Genomic DNA, 15,688 nt, shown 5'->3' with positions numbered 1-15,688 from the left:
CGGAGAACAAGAACAATGAGTGACGCCCCGGTAGTAGGCCATTACCTCAACGGCCATGTGCAGGACCACGACAGCACGCGGTTCAGCAATGTCTTCAACCCGGCCACCGGTGCGGTGCAGGCCCGGGTGGCCCTGGCCGAGCCGGGCACTGTCGATGCGGCAGTGGCCTCGGCGCTGGCGGCGTTCCCGGCCTGGTCCGAGCAGTCGTCATTGCGACGTTCGCGGGTGATGTTCAAGTTCAAGGAGCTGCTGGACCGGCACCACGACGAGCTGGCGCAGATCATCAGCCGTGAACACGGCAAGGTGCTGTCCGACGCTCACGGCGAAGTTACCCGCGGCATCGAGATCGTCGAGTACGCCTGCGGTGCGCCGAACCTGCTCAAGACTGATTTCAGCGACAACATCGGCGGCGGCATCGACAACTGGAACCTGCGCCAACCCCTGGGCGTTTGCGCCGGGGTCACGCCGTTCAACTTCCCGGTGATGGTGCCGTTGTGGATGATTCCCCTGGCGCTGGTCGCCGGCAACTGCTTCATCCTCAAGCCTTCGGAGCGCGATCCCTCCGCCAGCCTGCTGATGGCCCGTTTGCTGACCGAAGCCGGTTTGCCGGACGGTGTGTTCAACGTGGTCCAGGGCGACAAGGTGGCGGTGGATGCGCTGTTGCAGCACCCGGACATCGAAGCGATTTCCTTTGTCGGCTCCACGCCGATTGCCGAGTACATCCACCAGCAGGGCACGGCGCACGGCAAGCGCGTGCAGGCCCTGGGCGGGGCCAAGAACCACATGATCGTCATGCCCGATGCCGACCTCGACCAGGCGGCGGATGCCTTGATCGGTGCCGCCTACGGCTCGGCGGGTGAGCGTTGCATGGCGATTTCCATCGCCGTGGCGGTGGGTGATGTGGGCGATGAACTGATTGCCAAACTGTTGCCCCGCATCGACCAACTGAAGATCGGCAACGGCCAGCAGCCCGGCACCGACATGGGGCCGCTGGTCACCGCCGAACACAAGGCCAAGGTCGAAGGCTTCATCGACGCCGGCGTGGCCGAGGGCGCTCGGCTGATCGTCGATGGCCGTGGTTTCAAGGTGCCTGGCGCCGAGCAGGGTTTCTTTGTTGGCGCGACGCTGTTCGACCAGGTCACCGCCGAGATGAGCATCTACCAGCAAGAAATCTTCGGCCCGGTGCTGGGGATCGTCCGTGTACCGGATTTCGCCACCGCGGTGGCGCTGATCAACGCCCATGAGTTCGGCAACGGCGTGTCGTGCTTCACCCGTGACGGCGGCATTGCCCGGGCGTTCGCCCGCAGCATCAAGGTCGGCATGGTGGGCATCAATGTGCCGATTCCGGTGCCCATGGCCTGGCACTCCTTTGGTGGTTGGAAGCGTTCGCTGTTCGGCGATCACCATGCCTACGGTGAAGAAGGCCTGCGTTTCTACAGCCGCTACAAAAGCGTGATGCAACGCTGGCCCGACAGCATTGCCAAGGGTCCTGAATTCAGCATGCCGACTGCTCAATAACGCGTTTTTGAATGACTGCCGGAGGGAGAACAACAATGAACAAGCCCCTGCGTTTTGCCTTGAACCGAATGGTTGCGCCACGCCTGTCACTGCCCGCTTTCATCGACCTGGCCCTGGCGTTGAAAACCGACGCCATCGAGATCCGCAACGATCTGAAGGGCGTCGAGATCGAAGACGGCATGCCGCCGGCCCGGGTGCGCGAGTTGTGCGAGGCGCGCGGCATCAAGGTGCTGTCGATCAACGCCCTGTACCCCTTTGACGTGTGGAACGAAGAGCGCCGCGCCCAGGCCGTGCGGTTGGCCGATTACGCTCGCGAATGCGGTGCCGAGGGCCTGGTGATGTGCCCGCTCAACGACCGCGCCGACCCGCGCAACGAGGCCGAACGTGCGGCGGGGCTGCATACGGCCCTCAGTGAACTGGCGCCGATCCTGCGCGCCTTTGGCATCTACGGATTCATCGAGCCCCTGGGTTTCGAAGAGTGCTCCTTGCGCCGCAAGCGCACGGCGGTGGAAGCGATCAAGAGCATTGGTGGGCTGGATGTGTTCCGCCTGGTGCATGACACCTTTCACCATCATTTGGCCGGTGAACAGGAGTTCTTCCCCGAGCTGACCGGGCTGGTGCACATCTCCGGTGTCGAGGATACCCAGGCGCCGCTGGCGACGATCCGTGACGGCCATCGGGTGCTGGTGGGCGCGGCCGACATCCTTGGCAACGCTGCGCAGATCGAGGCGCTGCGGTCCGGGGGCTACGAGGGCTATCTGTCCTTCGAGCCGTTCGCCGAGAGCGTCCATGACCTGGCCGACATTCGCCAGGCGTTGGGGGCGAGCATGAATCACCTGCAGGGCTCCCAGGTCTGACACAGTCATCAAAATGATGAAGCCCCCCTGGGGGAGCGAGCCTGCTCGCGATGGCGGTAGCACATTCAACACATAGGCGCCTGACACACCGCTATCGCGAGCAGGCTCGCTCCCAGAGTGGACTGAGTCAGCCGCAAATTTGCATTCCAGACAAGGTGCAAGCATGACCACAACACGACTGACCATGGCCCAGGCCCTGGTGAAATTCCTCGATAACCAGTTCATCGAGGTCGATGGCGTCCAGAGCAAGTTCGTCGCCGGGGTCTTTACCATTTTTGGCCACGGCAATGTGCTGGGCCTGGGCCAGGCGCTGGAGCAGGACAGCGGCGACCTGGTGGTCCATCAGGGCCGTAACGAGCAAGGCATGGCCCATGCCGCCATCGGTTTTGCCAAGCAGCATCTGCGGCGCAAGATCTACGCCTGCAGCTCGTCGGTGGGCCCCGGTGCGGCGAACATGCTGACCGCCGCGGCCACCGCGACGGCCAATCGCATTCCGTTGCTGCTGTTGCCCGGCGATGTCTACGCCAGTCGCCAGCCAGACCCGGTGCTGCAGCAGATCGAGCAGTTCCATGACCTGAGCATCAGCACCAACGATGCCTTCAAGGCCGTGAGCAAATACTGGGATCGCATCAACCGCCCCGAGCAACTGATGACCGCCGCGATCCATGCGATGCGCGTGCTGACCGACCCGGCCGAAACCGGCGCGGTGACTTTGGCCTTGCCCCAGGACGTACAGGCCGAAGCTTACGATTACCCGGATTACTTCCTGCAAAAACGTGTCCACCGCATCGATCGCCGCCCGGCCACCGAGGCGATGCTCGGCGATGCCCTGGCGCTGCTCAAGGGCAAGCGCCAGCCGTTGATCATCTGTGGCGGCGGCGTGCGCTACTCCGGCGCCAACGCCGCGTTGCAGGCCTTTGCCGAACGCTTCGACATTCCGTTCGCCGAGACCCAGGCCGGTAAGAGTGCGGTGGTCTCCAGTCACCCGCTGAACGTCGGTGGCATCGGTGAAACCGGTTGCCTGGCGGCAAACCTGCTGGCCAAGAAGGCCGACCTGATCATCGGCATTGGCACCCGCTACAGCGATTTCACCACTGCGTCGAAATGGCTGTTCCAGCACCCGGATGTGCAGTTCCTCAATCTCAACATCAGCCCGTGCGATGCGTTGAAGCTCGACGGCGTGCAACTGCTGGCCGACGCCCGTTCGGGGCTGGAGGCACTGTCTGCCGCAATGGGCGACTATCGCGCCGAATGGGGCGGGCAGGTCGTCGACGCCAAGGCCCAGCTGGACGCGGAAGTGGATCGGATCTATCAGGCGGATTTCCAGACCGAGGATTTTGTCCCGGAAATCAACGATCACATGGACCCGGCGGTGTTTCGCGAATTCATCGAACTCACCGGTTCCTGCCTGACCCAGAGCCGCGTGCTCGGCACCCTCAACCAGACCCTGGCGGATGACGCCATCATCGTCGCCGCCGCCGGCAGCCTGCCCGGCGACTTGCAGCGCAGTTGGCGCAGCAAGGGCGTGAACACCTATCACGTCGAGTACGGTTATTCGTGCATGGGCTACGAGGTGAATGCGGCATTGGGGGTGAAACTCGCCGAGCCCGACAAAGAGGTCTACGCCCTGGTGGGCGACGGCTCCTACATGATGCTGCACTCGGAGCTGGCGACCTCGATCCAGGAACGCCGCAAGATCAATGTGGTGCTGCTGGACAACATGACCTTCGGTTGCATCAACAACCTGCAAATGGAACACGGCATGGACAGCTTCGGCACCGAGTTCCGCTTCCGCAACCCGGACACCGGCAAGCTCGACGGCGGTTTTGTGCCGGTGGACTTCGCCATGAGCGCCGCGGCCTACGGTTGCAAGACCTACAAGGTCAAGACTCTCGACGAACTGCACGCGGCCCTGGTCGATGCGCGGCGCCAGAGCGTCTCGACGCTGATCGACATCAAGGTCCTGCCCAAGACCATGATCCACAAGTACCTGTCGTGGTGGCGGGTCGGCGTGGCGCAAGTCTCCACCAGCGCCCGCACCGACGCCGTCGCCAAGACCCTCAACGAACGACTGGCCAAGGCCCGTCAATACTGATTGCCCCAACAATACGAAAGGAGTTCTCTACATGTCTTTGAAGCTGGGCGTCATCGGCACCGGGGCCATCGGCCAGGACCATATCCGTCGTTGCAGCCAGACCTTGCTCAACAGCCAGGTGGTGGCGGTGACCGACATCAACCTGCAACAAGCGGCCAAGGTCGTTGCCGATCTGAAGTTGACCGCCGAGGTCTACCCCGACGGTCATGCATTGATCAAGGCGCCGGACGTGGAAGCGATCCTCGTCACCTCCTGGGGCCCGAGCCACGAAGAATTCGTGCTGGCGGCGATTGCGGCGGGCAAACCGGTGTTCTGTGAAAAGCCGCTGGCGGTCACGGCCGAAGGTTGCCGCAAGATCGTCGAGGCTGAAGTGGCCCACGGCAAGCGCCTGGTGCAGGTCGGCTTCATGCGCCCTTACGATGAAGGTTATCGCGCGCTCAAGGCGGTGATCGACAGCGGCCAGATCGGCGAACCGCTGATGCTGCATTGCGCCCACCGCAACCCGAGCGTGGGCGAAAACTACAAGACCGACATGGCGATCACCGACACCTTGATTCATGAGCTGGATGTGTTGCGCTGGCTGCTGGCCGATGACTACGTGTCGGTGCAGGTGGTGTTCCCACGCAAGACCAGCAAGGCCCTGGCCCATTTGCGCGACCCGCAGATCGTCCTGCTGGAAACCGCCCGGGGCACGCGCATCGACGTCGAAGTGTTCGTCAACTGCCAGTACGGCTACGACATCCAGTGCGAAGTGGTGGGGGAGACCGGCATCGCCAAGCTCCCGGAACCGTCCCAGGTGCAATTGCGCAGTGGCGCGAAACTGTCGAATGCGATCCTGATGGACTGGAAGGACCGTTTCATCGCGGCCTACGACGTCGAATTGCAGGCCTTCATCGACGGCGTGCGCGCCGGGCAGGTGGGCGGGCCGTCGGCCTGGGATGGTTTTGCCGCAGCGGTGGCGGCGGATGCCTGTGTGGCAGCGCAGCAGAGTGGGCAGATCATCAAGGTCGAACTGCCCGAACGCCCGCGTTTCTACGGTTAAATGCATTCCCTCTGTGGGAGCGAGCCTGCTCGCGATGGCGGTGGGTCAGCTTGCATTGATGCTGAATGTGCCGCCGTCATCGCGTGCAAGCTCTGCTCCCACAGGGATTGCCTTCATTCAGTGACCAACAAGGAGCTTTCATGCGAATCGGACTAGTGGGCTACGGCAAGGGCGGGCGGTTTTTTCATGCGCCGCTGATCAGCAGTCTGCCCGGGGCTACGTTCGTCGGCGTGGTGACCCGGTCCGCCGAGCGGCGCCAGCAACTGGCGAGTGATTATCCGCACGTCCAAGCCTTTGATTCCCTCGAAGAATTGGTCGCAGCGGGCGTTGATGCGGTGGTGGTGTCCACGCCGCTGGACGGTCGCCCGGAGGTGGTGATGCAAGCCATCGACCTCGGCGTGGCGGTGGTCAGCGACAAGCCTTTTGCCTGGGATGCAGCACAGGCCGAAGCGATGGTGATGGCCGCCGAACAACACAACGTGCCGTTGAGCGTGTACCAGAACCGTCGCTGGGATTCGGATTTCCTGACCTTGCGCAAACTGCTGGCGTCCGGCGCCCTGGGGCAGGTCATTCGTTTTGAATCCAGCGTCGAGCGCTATTCGCCGACCTCGGTCGGCAAAGGCAGCGGTGGCGGGTTCCTGCGCGACTTGGGCAGCCACCTGGTGGACCAGGCGCTGCAACTGTTCGGGCCGGTGGAGCGGGTCTACGCCGAGCTGGACTACCGCCAACCCGGCCAGGCGTTCGACAACGGCTTCTTCATGTCCTTGACCCATGCCAGCGGCGTGATTTCCCACTTGAGCGGCAATTGCGTGCAAAACGCAGCGCGCCCGCGCTTTCGGGTCAACGGCACCCAGGGCTGCTATACCGTCGAAGGCCTGGACGGGCAAGAAGCCCAGGCGCTGGCGGGCCTGAGTCCGGCGACCGAGGGTGAGCGCTGGGGCGCTGAAGAGCATCGGCGCTGGGGCTGGTTCGAGCACGGCACCGAGCGCGAGCGGGTGACCTCGGAGCGTGGCTGCTGGCTGGCGTTCTACCAACACCTGCAAACCGCGTTGCAGGGCGCTGGCCCGCTGCCGGTGGAGGCCCGTGATGCACTGGCGACCACGCGCATCCTTGATGCTGCCAGGCAGAGTGCCGAGCAGGGCGAAGTGGTGCGTTTATCCACGCCTGTGGGTCATGGAATAAAAAACGAATAAAATTCTAAAATGAGTTGATATGGAAAATATTTTCCAATAAAGTCGATTCCAGGTTACCGACAATCCTGTCTGTCTCCCGCCAAGCCAGCCTTGAACGGATGCCAGACGAAACAAAAACAAGAAACACAGCTAGGTACCGTCGATGAAAACCTTCAGCCGCTCTGCGTTTCACCTGCCACATCTGCTGCGCCTGTCCGCAGTTCTCCCCCTGTTCGAATTCCTGTGTATCCAGCGTAACGGCGCCATGGTGTGTTGCATGCCCGGCGCGCCCATCGTGCGTTTGCCCCGTTCCTGATCCGTCACGCCTTATCCATAAAACCAACAAAAAAGTGGAGAAAGACCGTTCATGAAGACCAAGACCCGTATCGCCTCGCTGGCCCTGTCGTTGATGCTCACCAGCGGCGCTGCCCTGGCGGACCTGAAGATCGGCGTCAGCATGTCCCAGTTCGATGACACCTGGTTGACTTACCTGCGCGAATCCATGGACAAGAAAGCCAAGTCCCTGCCGGACGGCGTCACCCTGCAGTTCGAAGACGCGCGCAGTGACGTGGTCAAGCAGCTGAGCCAAGTGGAAAGCTTCATCAGCCAGAAGGTCGACGCGCTCATCGTCAACCCGGTGGACACCGCCGCGACCCAGCGCATCACCAAGGCCGCCGTGGCCGCCGGTATCCCACTGGTGTACGTCAACCGCCGTCCGGATGATCCGAAGTTGCCAGAAGGCGTGGTCACCGTGGCCTCCGATGACCTGGAAGCCGGCCGCATGCAGATGCAATACCTGGCCGACAAGATGGGCGGCAAGGGTGACATCGTGATCCTGCTGGGCGACCTCGCCAACAACTCCACCACCAACCGCACCAAGGGCGTCAAGGAAGTGTTGGCCAAATATCCCAACATCAAGATCGAGCAGGAACAGACCGGTACCTGGTCCCGGGACAAGGGCATGACCCTGGTCAACGACTGGCTGACCCAGGGCCGCGACTTCCAGGCCGTGGTGTCCAACAACGACGAGATGGCCATCGGTGCCGCCATGGCCCTCAAGCAAGCGGGCACCAAGAAGGGCAGCGTATTGATTGCCGGGGTCGATGGCACGCCGGACGGCTTGAACGCGATCAAGAAAGGCGAGATGGCGGTCTCGGTGTTCCAGGACGCCAAGGGTCAGGCTGACGGCTCGATCGACACCGCGGTGAAAATGGTCAAGAAACAGCCGGTCGAACAGTCCGTCTGGGTGCCGTACCGCCTGATCACGCCGGAAAACGTCGATCAGTTCAAGTGACGTTTGACGCACCGGTCCCACCACAACAATAAACAGGCAAGGTTGCAACGCCGACCTTGCCGAGGGAGTACCTGATCATGTTCGCTTCAGCGACTGCTTCGAGCGCCCCGGCGATGACTTTCCGGCCGGACGTAATACCTGATGAACCGTATCTGCTGGAAGTCGTCAATGTCAGCAAAGGCTTTCCCGGCGTGGTGGCCCTGTCCGATGTACAACTGCGGGTACGCCCCGGTTCCGTGCTGGCCCTGATGGGCGAGAATGGCGCGGGCAAATCCACCTTGATGAAAATCATCGCCGGTATCTACCAGCCGGACGCCGGCGAACTGCGCCTGCGCGGCAAGCCGGTGACGTTCGACACGCCGCTGGCGGCCTTGCAGGCCGGCATCGCGATGATCCATCAGGAACTGAACCTGATGCCCCACATGAGCATCGCCGAAAACATCTGGATCGGTCGCGAGCAGCTCAACGGCCTGCACATGGTCGACCATGGCGAGATGCATCGCTGCACCGCCCGCCTGCTGGAGCGCCTGCGCATCAAGCTCGACCCCGAGGAGCAGGTCGGCAACCTGAGCATCGCCGAGCGGCAGATGGTCGAGATTGCCAAGGCCGTGTCCTACGACTCCGACATCCTGATCATGGACGAGCCGACCTCGGCCATTACCGAGACCGAAGTCGCCCACCTGTTCTCGATCATTGCCGACCTCAAGTCCCAGGGTAAGGGCATCATCTACATCACCCACAAAATGAACGAGGTGTTTGCCATCGCCGATGAAGTGGCGGTGTTTCGCGACGGTGCCTACATCGGCCTGCAACGGGCCGACAGCATGGACGGCGACAGCCTGATTTCGATGATGGTCGGGCGCGAACTGAGCCAGTTGTTCCCGGTGCGGGAGCAACCCATCGGCGATTTGGTGCTGTCGGTGCGCGACCTGAGCCTGGACGGCATCTTCAAAGGCGTGTCCTTCGACCTGCATGCCGGGGAGATCCTGGGCATCGCCGGGTTGATGGGCTCGGGCCGGACCAACGTGGCCGAGGCGATTTTCGGCGTGACCCCGAGTACCGGTGGCGAAATCCTGCTGGACGGCCAACCGGTGCGCATCAGTGACCCGCACATGGCCATCGAGAAAGGCTTCGCGCTGTTGACCGAGGACCGCAAGCTCAGTGGCCTGTTCCCGTGCCTGTCGGTGCTGGAAAACATGGAGATGGCCGTGCTGCCCCATTACGTGGGCAACGGCTTCATCCAGCAAAAAGCCCTGCGCGCCTTGTGTGAGGACATGTGCAAGAAGCTGCGGGTCAAGACCCCGTCGCTGGAACAGTGCATCGACACCTTGTCTGGCGGCAACCAGCAGAAAGCGTTGCTGGCCCGCTGGCTGATGACCAACCCGCGCATCCTGATCCTCGACGAGCCGACCCGTGGCATCGATGTCGGTGCCAAGGCCGAGATCTACCGGCTGATTTCCTACCTCGCCAGCGAAGGCATGGCGGTGATCATGATTTCCTCGGAGCTGCCGGAAGTACTGGGCATGAGCGACCGGGTCATGGTGATGCACGAAGGCGACCTGATGGGCACCCTCGACCGCAGCGAAGCGACCCAGGAACGAGTGATGCAACTGGCCTCGGGCTTGTCCTGATGTCTTTCGGTTCAGGTAAATAAAGTCGGGCAACAATCCCGTGGAGTGGGCGCTTGCTCGCGCTGGGCTCTGTAGGAGCTGGCGAAGCCTGCGATCTTTTGATCTTTTGGTCTTTTGGTCTTTTGGTCTTTCGCTTGAGATTCAAGTGTCTATGGAAAGATCGCAGCCTCGTTGCACTCGACAGCTCCTACACAGCTCCTACACAGCTCCTACGGCGCAGCCCAGCGGGAGCAAGCTCCCTCGCCACAGATAAAAAAGGTGAATGGTTATGAACGCGATACTGGAAAACAAACCCGCGGCCGCACCGGCCAGGGCGCGCCGGCGACTGCCGACGGAACTGAGTATCTTCCTGGTGCTGATCGGCATCGGCCTGGTGTTCGAAATGTTCGGCTGGATCATGCGCGACCAGAGTTTCCTGATGAACTCCCAGCGCCTGGTGCTGATGATCCTGCAAGTGTCGATCATCGGCCTGCTGGCCATCGGCGTGACCCAGGTGATCATCACCACCGGTATCGACCTGTCGTCCGGCTCGGTGCTGGCGCTGTCGGCGATGATTGCCGCCAGCCTGGCCCAGACTTCTGACTTCGCCCGGGCGGTGTTTCCCTCCTTGACGGACTTGCCGGTGTGGATACCGGTGGTGGCGGGGCTCGGCGTGGGGCTGCTGGCCGGGGCGATCAACGGCAGCATCATCGCCATTACCGGTATTCCGCCGTTCATTGCCACCCTCGGCATGATGGTCTCGGCCCGTGGCCTGGCGCGCTACTACACCGAAGGTCAACCGGTGAGCATGCTGTCCGATTCCTATACCGCCATCGGGCATGGGGCGATGCCGGTGATCATCTTCCTGGTGGTGGCGGTGATCTTCCACATCGCCCTGCGCTACACCAAGTATGGCAAGTACACCTACGCCATCGGCGGCAACATGCAGGCCGCGCGCACATCCGGCATCAACGTCAAGCGCCACCTGGTGATCGTCTACAGCATTGCCGGGTTGCTGGCGGGGTTGGCCGGCGTGGTGGCCTCGGCGCGGGCGGCGACCGGGCAGGCGGGCATGGGCATGTCCTATGAGCTGGACGCGATTGCCGCGGCCGTGATCGGCGGCACCAGCCTGGCGGGCGGGGTGGGGCGCATCACTGGCACCGTGATCGGGGCGCTGATCCTTGGGGTGATGGCCAGCGGTTTCACCTTCGTCGGTGTCGATGCCTACATCCAGGACATCATCAAGGGGCTGATCATTGTGGTGGCGGTGGTCATCGACCAGTACCGCAACAAGCGCAAACTCAAGCGCTGATGCCCAGGAAGTTGCGCCAAAGCGCCACGTCTGACCCGCGTGGCGTTGCCATTTGTCTTCTTAATACAGCTATTGCACCGAATTTCTTGTTATAAACGCACTCCGATGACTGCCAAAAGCCTGTCAGAGAACATTTGAAGGGGTTGTCGGACATTTTCCCTATGTTTTCAGTTGCTGAGGCCTCGACTCGGCCTTAGACTGCCGCCCCTCGTAAATTGAGTGCCGGGTGGCGCTTGGAATAGACGGCGCCTTCCTGATGAGCGCGGCAGCTTAGGGTTTGTACGAGAAGTCGCCGAGCGGCGATCAGGCAAGGCGAAAACAGGCGAGGAAGCGCAGTTGACTGGTTGTCAATGAGCATTCCGAGCCTGTTTTCAACGCGGCCTGATCGTCGCGCAGGCACTTATCGTACAAAGCCTAGTGCGGGACGCTCCATAATTCGCCTTAATGCACGTTTTTTTATAGAGAAATCAATGACAAAGGAAAAGTTGCTGGCCATGCCGGCGGATGACTACATGAATGCCGAGCAGCTGGCTTTCTTCACCAAGCTGTTGCAGAACATGAAAGTCGAAACCCACGAGCGCATCGAACAGAACCGAATCGCCATTGAGAGCCTGGACACCCCGGCTGACCCGGCGGACGCTGCTTCCGTAGAAGAAGAGCGTACCTGGCTGGTCAACGCCATCGATCGCGACCAGCGCATGCTGCCTCAGTTGGAGCAGGCCCTGGACCGCATCAACGACGACAGCTTCGGCTGGTGCGACGACAGCGGCGAGCCGATCGGCCTCAAGCGCCTGCTGATCAGCCCGACCACCAAGTACTGCATCGAAGCCCAGGAACGTCACGAACAGATCGACAAGCACCAGCGTCAGGCCTGATTCGGGTTTTCCAAAAAAGATCGCGACCTTTTGACGAAGGCCGCGATCTTTTGCTTTCGCCTGTGCTCGTTCGTCTACTCCCGTTGATCTGCTGCAAGAACGCGACTAATGGACCATGGATAATGGCTCTGTAGTGGCGTTTAATGCGGTTATAACAACGAGAGTGTGGGTGACGAACATGGCGACAGACGGAACGCTGACGGGTGCAGTGCCGGCCTCGGCACCTGAGACAAAAAGCACGGCGCGCTGGCTGACGCCGACGTTGCAGAGCCTCGCCCTGGCATTGCTGTTGTGCGGCATGGCCCTGGGCGGCTGGTCGCTGTACCTGGCCCTGCCGCTGGTCATGCTCATCGTCTGGTTGCCGCGCCTGCGTTCGCGCGTGGCCGCGGCGCCCGCACTCGCGACCGACACACTGGCCGAGCTGACCCGCGACCTGTCCTACACCACCAGCCATAACGCGCTGTCAGCGGCCGGTGTCGCCTATTCGGTCAAGCAACTGGCCGGCAAGGTCCAGTCCCAACTCGACGCGGCGGCGCAGATCGTCAGCAATGCCGAATCGATGATCGCCACCGAGCAAGCCACTTCGCAACTCAGCCAGCAAGCCCTGGGCGCCGCCAGCGAGGCCCATCGCAGCAGCCTGGCCGGGCGCAGCGAGCTGGTGGAGTCCATCAGCCGCATGCATCAGCTCAGCCAGCGCGCAAACGACAGCCGCGAGTTGATCGAGGCCTTGAGTGTGCGCAGCGATGAAATCCAGCGGGTCAGCCTGGTGATCCAGTCGATCGCCAGCCAGACCAACCTGCTGGCGCTGAACGCGGCCATCGAGGCGGCGCGGGCCGGTGAGCATGGCCGTGGGTTCGCGGTGGTGGCCGATGAAGTCCGTGGCCTGGCCGGGCGCACGGCTGCGGCGACCGGCGAGGTCGGGGTGATGGTGGCCGACATCCAGCAGCGCACCGCCCAGGTGGTGGAGCAGATCCGTCAACTGGCCGCGGACCTGGACATTGGCGTGCAGCAGGTCGAGCACACCGGCCAGCATCTGGAAAACATCGCCCGGCTCGCCGCCGGCGTCGAAACCCAGGTCAGCGCCATCGCCGAAGGCACCGACACCAATCGCGAACAACTCGACAGCCTGTTCCACGCCATCGAGCAGATGCGCGGCGACCTGTCCATCAGCGACCAGCAGACCCAGCGCCTGGCCGAGGCGGCTGTGCAAATGGAGGGGCAGGCCGAAACCATCAGCGAACGGCTGGCCGAGGTGGGCCTCGACGATTATCACCAACGGGTCTACGACCTGGCACGGGAAGGGGCAAGCCAGATCGCTGCGCAGTTCGAAGCCGATATCGACCAGGGCCGTGTCAGCCTGGAGGACCTGTTCGACCGCAACTACCAGCCGATCCCCAATACCCAGCCAGCCAAATTCCAGACCCGTTTCGACCGCTACACCGATCAGGTACTGCCGGTGATCCAGGAACCCTTGCTTGCCCGGCATGAGGGCCTGGTGTTTGCGATTGCCTGCACCCAGCAGGGCTACGTGCCGACCCATAACAAGGTCTTCAGCCAGCCGCTGACCGGCGATCCGCAGGTGGACACGCTGAACAATCGCACCAAGCGCAAATTCTCCGATCGCACCGGGATTCGCTGCGGCAGTCACCAGCAACCGGTGCTGCTCCAGACCTACACCCGCGACACGGGCGAGTTGATGCACGATCTTTCCGTACCGATCATGCTCAAGGGGCGTCACTGGGGTGGTTTGCGCCTGGGCTACAAACCCGAGAAGCCGCGCTAGGCCTGATTACAGGTGATTGAGTTTTCCAGCCAGCCACAATCCTGTGGCGAGGGAGCTTGCTCCCCGCTGGGCTTGTGTAGGAGCTGCCGAAGGCTGCGATCTTTTGATCTTTCGCTTGGGACTCAAGTGCCTGGGGAAAGATCGCAGCCTCGTTGCACTCGACAGCTCCTACAGGACGCACCCCGGCGGGAGCAAGTTCCCTCGCCACAAAAGCGATGGTGTATTCAGTCCATTCTATTTGCCGTCGTGCAGACGCACGTTCAACTGATCCACCAGCACTGCCTCTTCGCCGTCGGCGAGCAGCCATTCCCGGAGCAGGTCTTTTTGCTGGTCCGACCAGAAATCGGCCTCCACCAGCTTGATCTCCGGGGCCAGCGGGTGGGCGATGATGAAATCGTCGATGGCCTTGTCGTCGGAGGGCAGGCCCAGTTGGTCGAACAGGGTCTTGAGTTCGTGGGAAGGTTGTTCCATGGGAGTCTCCTTTGGGCGTGGCGCCGTCGTGGCGCCTCGGTGCTTCCCTTTATCTGAGGCAAGCGGTCATCAGGAGTTCGATCGGGCTCAGGCTTTCAAGGCCCCTTCGTCCACGGCGGCCTTCAACGCCTTGGCGGCTTCCCTGGCAGCCTCGGCAGCGATCTCCGCAGTCTTGAACCAGCGATCCTTCTCCACCTGGTGGCAACTGACGGTGGTCAAGGGTGGCTTGGCGCGCATCACGATGACGGCCTGGAACTCGCCTTCGACTTCTCTGGCTTCGCCCCGGATAAAAAATTCGCCGATATCAAATTCCGTCACGTCGCGCCTTCTCCTCGAAGTCATACCATGGGTGCGCGATCCGTCAATGGGCGACGGCTTCGCAGGGCGGGCAGTATGGCAGCAGTTGCCCGTCGACGGCTGAGTTAAGTCATGGACGGGCATAGATGAGCTCAGGCGCTGCGTTCGAGACGCCTGGCCAAGTAGCAGGCTTCGTTATGATCGGTTCGGAATCCTCTTACACGTCCGGTCGATGTTTCCTCAATGTGAAAAAAACACTTTCCGGCCAAAACCACCCGATAACGCGGTTGTATCAACGAAACAGGCAGGCAATCGACCCCGTCGAAGCTGTCAGCTGTATCGACGATGCAAGGTGGGAAGGGGTGGGGCAGGGTTGTGAAAGTGGCCATGTGAATTCCTTTTCTATGGTTTACCGACGAATTGCCGAGTACTTCGAGTAGTCTCCACGCCTTCGGCTGCTCTAGAATCGGCAGTGTCGTGTGGACGGCTGCGCCTATCTAAAGCAATTTTTTTTGGGCTTGATGTCAGAAAAATGCTTTTTTAAGTGAGAAATTTCCCTAAAGTTAGTAGTCCCATCTTTTCCGATGCTCAGAGTGGCTTTTTCCTTCAGCCTCTGGCGACCCCCCGGGAAAGACGGCGAGAGCGGCAACCTTTAGTCTGCTCTCGGCCCGGGACAGGGCGCACCGTTCACTTCGAATTTCAATTACAGGTCCATACGACATTACAGTCGGCACGGGTTCTCGTGGTCCGTCCTTTGTGCAGGGCGGGCCTTTTTCAAAAATGGGGATGTTTCCTTGGCAGTAAGTAATCTCGACATGCATGCGTTATTCGTACTTGGTGACCTGCGGGCAAAACTGGTCAAACTCTTCCAGTCACGTTTCGTCTACATCACCGAGCAGACCGCCGAAGGTATTTATGTCGCCGAAATCGACACCGAGTCGGCTCTGGTGGTCGATGACAAGCCCAGGCTCGAACTCAAGGTCGGTGATCATTTTCGCGCAGCGGTGTTGCCCAGCCGCGAAGGTGGCAAGTTTGAAATCCGCTTTCGCGAAATCAAGCTGACGGTCTATGGCCTTGGCGATTACGCCTTCGTCACGACCCCCGGTGGTCAGGCCATCCTGTTCAAGGAAGGCCACAGCGTGGTGACCGTGTTTGCGGCCAATGAACAACTGCAAGAAGGCTTGACCAAGACCCTGAAGGCGGTCACCGCCAAGGCCGCCAAGTGGCGCAAGGGCGAACTGGTGACCTTCAAGGCCAGCGAGTGATCGCTTCCGGACCGCTGAAAAGCGCTTAGGCATCGGGCTTGCGCGGGGCTGTGCGCCCAAACCGCTGACAGTTTCGCAAGATCTCGCTGGAACCTCG

15 protein-coding genes are annotated in these 15,688 nt (G+C 61.6%); 12 read left to right on the top strand and 3 right to left on the bottom strand.

Annotated features, from left to right (window positions below; all coding sequences use genetic code 11):
* Positions 1-15 precede the first annotated feature (15 nt).
* From ASC85_RS20415 to ASC85_RS20370, 11 genes are all read left to right on the top strand, one after another.
* Positions 16-1,518 carry a CoA-acylating methylmalonate-semialdehyde dehydrogenase gene (locus ASC85_RS20415; RefSeq protein WP_003202875.1) on the top strand — a complete coding sequence of 501 codons (1,503 nt, stop codon included), beginning with the start codon at positions 16-18 and terminating at the stop codon, positions 1,516-1,518.
* A gap of 35 nt (positions 1,519-1,553) precedes the next feature.
* Positions 1,554-2,375: a TIM barrel protein gene (locus ASC85_RS20410; protein ID WP_057451079.1), complete on the top strand. Its 822-nt coding sequence runs from the start codon at positions 1,554-1,556 to the stop codon at positions 2,373-2,375.
* Between the two features lie 163 nt (positions 2,376-2,538).
* The gene (iolD, locus tag ASC85_RS20405) at positions 2,539-4,470 is read left to right on the top strand and encodes a 3D-(3,5/4)-trihydroxycyclohexane-1,2-dione acylhydrolase (decyclizing) (protein ID WP_057451078.1); all 1,932 of its coding nucleotides are present in this window, start codon (positions 2,539-2,541) and stop codon (positions 4,468-4,470) included.
* 31 nt (positions 4,471-4,501) lie between these two features.
* Positions 4,502-5,512, top strand: coding sequence for a Gfo/Idh/MocA family protein (locus ASC85_RS20400; protein WP_057451077.1), 1,011 nt, complete (start codon positions 4,502-4,504; stop codon positions 5,510-5,512).
* A 140-nt stretch (positions 5,513-5,652) separates the two neighbouring features.
* The gene (locus ASC85_RS20395) at positions 5,653-6,705 is read left to right on the top strand and encodes a Gfo/Idh/MocA family protein (RefSeq protein WP_057451076.1); all 1,053 of its coding nucleotides are present in this window, start codon (positions 5,653-5,655) and stop codon (positions 6,703-6,705) included.
* A gap of 142 nt (positions 6,706-6,847) precedes the next feature.
* The gene (locus ASC85_RS32660; RefSeq protein WP_164488492.1) at positions 6,848-7,000 is read left to right on the top strand and encodes a hypothetical protein; all 153 of its coding nucleotides are present in this window, start codon (positions 6,848-6,850) and stop codon (positions 6,998-7,000) included.
* Positions 7,001-7,051: 51 nt separating this feature from the next.
* Positions 7,052-7,978 (top strand): sugar ABC transporter substrate-binding protein, encoded by a 927-nt coding sequence (locus tag ASC85_RS20390; RefSeq protein ID WP_057451075.1) that lies wholly within the window; start codon positions 7,052-7,054, stop codon positions 7,976-7,978.
* A 77-nt stretch (positions 7,979-8,055) separates the two neighbouring features.
* Entirely contained in the window at positions 8,056-9,609 is a 1,554-nt protein-coding gene (locus ASC85_RS20385; RefSeq protein WP_057451074.1) for a sugar ABC transporter ATP-binding protein, read from the top strand.
* Between the two features lie 268 nt (positions 9,610-9,877).
* Positions 9,878-10,900 carry an ABC transporter permease gene (locus ASC85_RS20380; protein ID WP_057451073.1) on the top strand — a complete coding sequence of 341 codons (1,023 nt, stop codon included), beginning with the start codon at positions 9,878-9,880 and terminating at the stop codon, positions 10,898-10,900.
* 470 nt (positions 10,901-11,370) lie between these two features.
* Positions 11,371-11,775, top strand: coding sequence for a TraR/DksA family transcriptional regulator (locus tag ASC85_RS20375; protein ID WP_003202859.1), 405 nt, complete (start codon positions 11,371-11,373; stop codon positions 11,773-11,775).
* Positions 11,776-11,953: 178 nt separating this feature from the next.
* On the top strand, positions 11,954-13,558 hold the full coding sequence (locus ASC85_RS20370; protein ID WP_057451072.1) for a methyl-accepting chemotaxis protein: 1,605 nt from the start codon (positions 11,954-11,956) through the stop codon (positions 13,556-13,558).
* Between the two features lie 234 nt (positions 13,559-13,792).
* On the opposite strand, the gene ASC85_RS20365 is transcribed toward ASC85_RS20370, so the two are convergent.
* From ASC85_RS20365 to ASC85_RS33920, 3 genes are all read right to left on the bottom strand, one after another.
* Entirely contained in the window at positions 13,793-14,029 is a 237-nt protein-coding gene (locus tag ASC85_RS20365; RefSeq protein WP_003202855.1) for a DUF2789 family protein, read from the bottom strand.
* A gap of 87 nt (positions 14,030-14,116) precedes the next feature.
* The gene (locus ASC85_RS20360; RefSeq protein WP_003202853.1) at positions 14,117-14,347 is read right to left on the bottom strand and encodes a hypothetical protein; all 231 of its coding nucleotides are present in this window, start codon (positions 14,345-14,347) and stop codon (positions 14,117-14,119) included.
* A gap of 131 nt (positions 14,348-14,478) precedes the next feature.
* Positions 14,479-14,715, bottom strand: coding sequence for a hypothetical protein (locus tag ASC85_RS33920; RefSeq protein ID WP_430458892.1), 237 nt, complete (start codon positions 14,713-14,715; stop codon positions 14,479-14,481).
* A gap of 426 nt (positions 14,716-15,141) precedes the next feature.
* Here ASC85_RS33920 and ASC85_RS20355 point away from each other — a divergent pair, with 426 nt between their 5' ends.
* Positions 15,142-15,591: a hypothetical protein gene (locus tag ASC85_RS20355; protein WP_003202850.1), complete on the top strand. Its 450-nt coding sequence runs from the start codon at positions 15,142-15,144 to the stop codon at positions 15,589-15,591.
* Positions 15,592-15,688 lie beyond the last annotated feature (97 nt).

Origin of the sequence: Pseudomonas sp. Root401 (assembly GCF_001425105.1) — a bacterium.
Classification (GTDB): domain Bacteria; phylum Pseudomonadota; class Gammaproteobacteria; order Pseudomonadales; family Pseudomonadaceae; genus Aquipseudomonas; species Aquipseudomonas brassicacearum.
Note: the sequence above shows the minus strand (reverse complement) of the source record. Positions and strands in the feature narration are given on the sequence as shown.

Coding starts and splice junctions, on each gene's coding strand:
- ASC85_RS20400 (WP_057451077.1), top strand. CDS start 4,502: ATGTCTTTGAAGCTGGGCGTCATCGGCACCGGGGCCATCGGCCAGGAC.
- ASC85_RS20380 (WP_057451073.1), top strand. CDS start 9,878: ATGAACGCGATACTGGAAAACAAACCCGCGGCCGCACCGGCCAGGGCG.
- ASC85_RS20375 (WP_003202859.1), top strand. CDS start 11,371: ATGACAAAGGAAAAGTTGCTGGCCATGCCGGCGGATGACTACATGAAT.
- iolD (WP_057451078.1), top strand. CDS start 2,539: ATGACCACAACACGACTGACCATGGCCCAGGCCCTGGTGAAATTCCTC.
- ASC85_RS20390 (WP_057451075.1), top strand. CDS start 7,052: ATGAAGACCAAGACCCGTATCGCCTCGCTGGCCCTGTCGTTGATGCTC.
- ASC85_RS20395 (WP_057451076.1), top strand. CDS start 5,653: ATGCGAATCGGACTAGTGGGCTACGGCAAGGGCGGGCGGTTTTTTCAT.
- ASC85_RS32660 (WP_164488492.1), top strand. CDS start 6,848: ATGAAAACCTTCAGCCGCTCTGCGTTTCACCTGCCACATCTGCTGCGC.
- ASC85_RS33920 (WP_430458892.1), bottom strand. CDS start 14,715: ATGGCCACTTTCACAACCCTGCCCCACCCCTTCCCACCTTGCATCGTC.
- ASC85_RS20385 (WP_057451074.1), top strand. CDS start 8,056: ATGTTCGCTTCAGCGACTGCTTCGAGCGCCCCGGCGATGACTTTCCGG.
- ASC85_RS20410 (WP_057451079.1), top strand. CDS start 1,554: ATGAACAAGCCCCTGCGTTTTGCCTTGAACCGAATGGTTGCGCCACGC.
- ASC85_RS20365 (WP_003202855.1), bottom strand. CDS start 14,029: ATGGAACAACCTTCCCACGAACTCAAGACCCTGTTCGACCAACTGGGC.
- ASC85_RS20370 (WP_057451072.1), top strand. CDS start 11,954: ATGGCGACAGACGGAACGCTGACGGGTGCAGTGCCGGCCTCGGCACCT.
- ASC85_RS20415 (WP_003202875.1), top strand. CDS start 16: ATGAGTGACGCCCCGGTAGTAGGCCATTACCTCAACGGCCATGTGCAG.
- ASC85_RS20355 (WP_003202850.1), top strand. CDS start 15,142: ATGCATGCGTTATTCGTACTTGGTGACCTGCGGGCAAAACTGGTCAAA.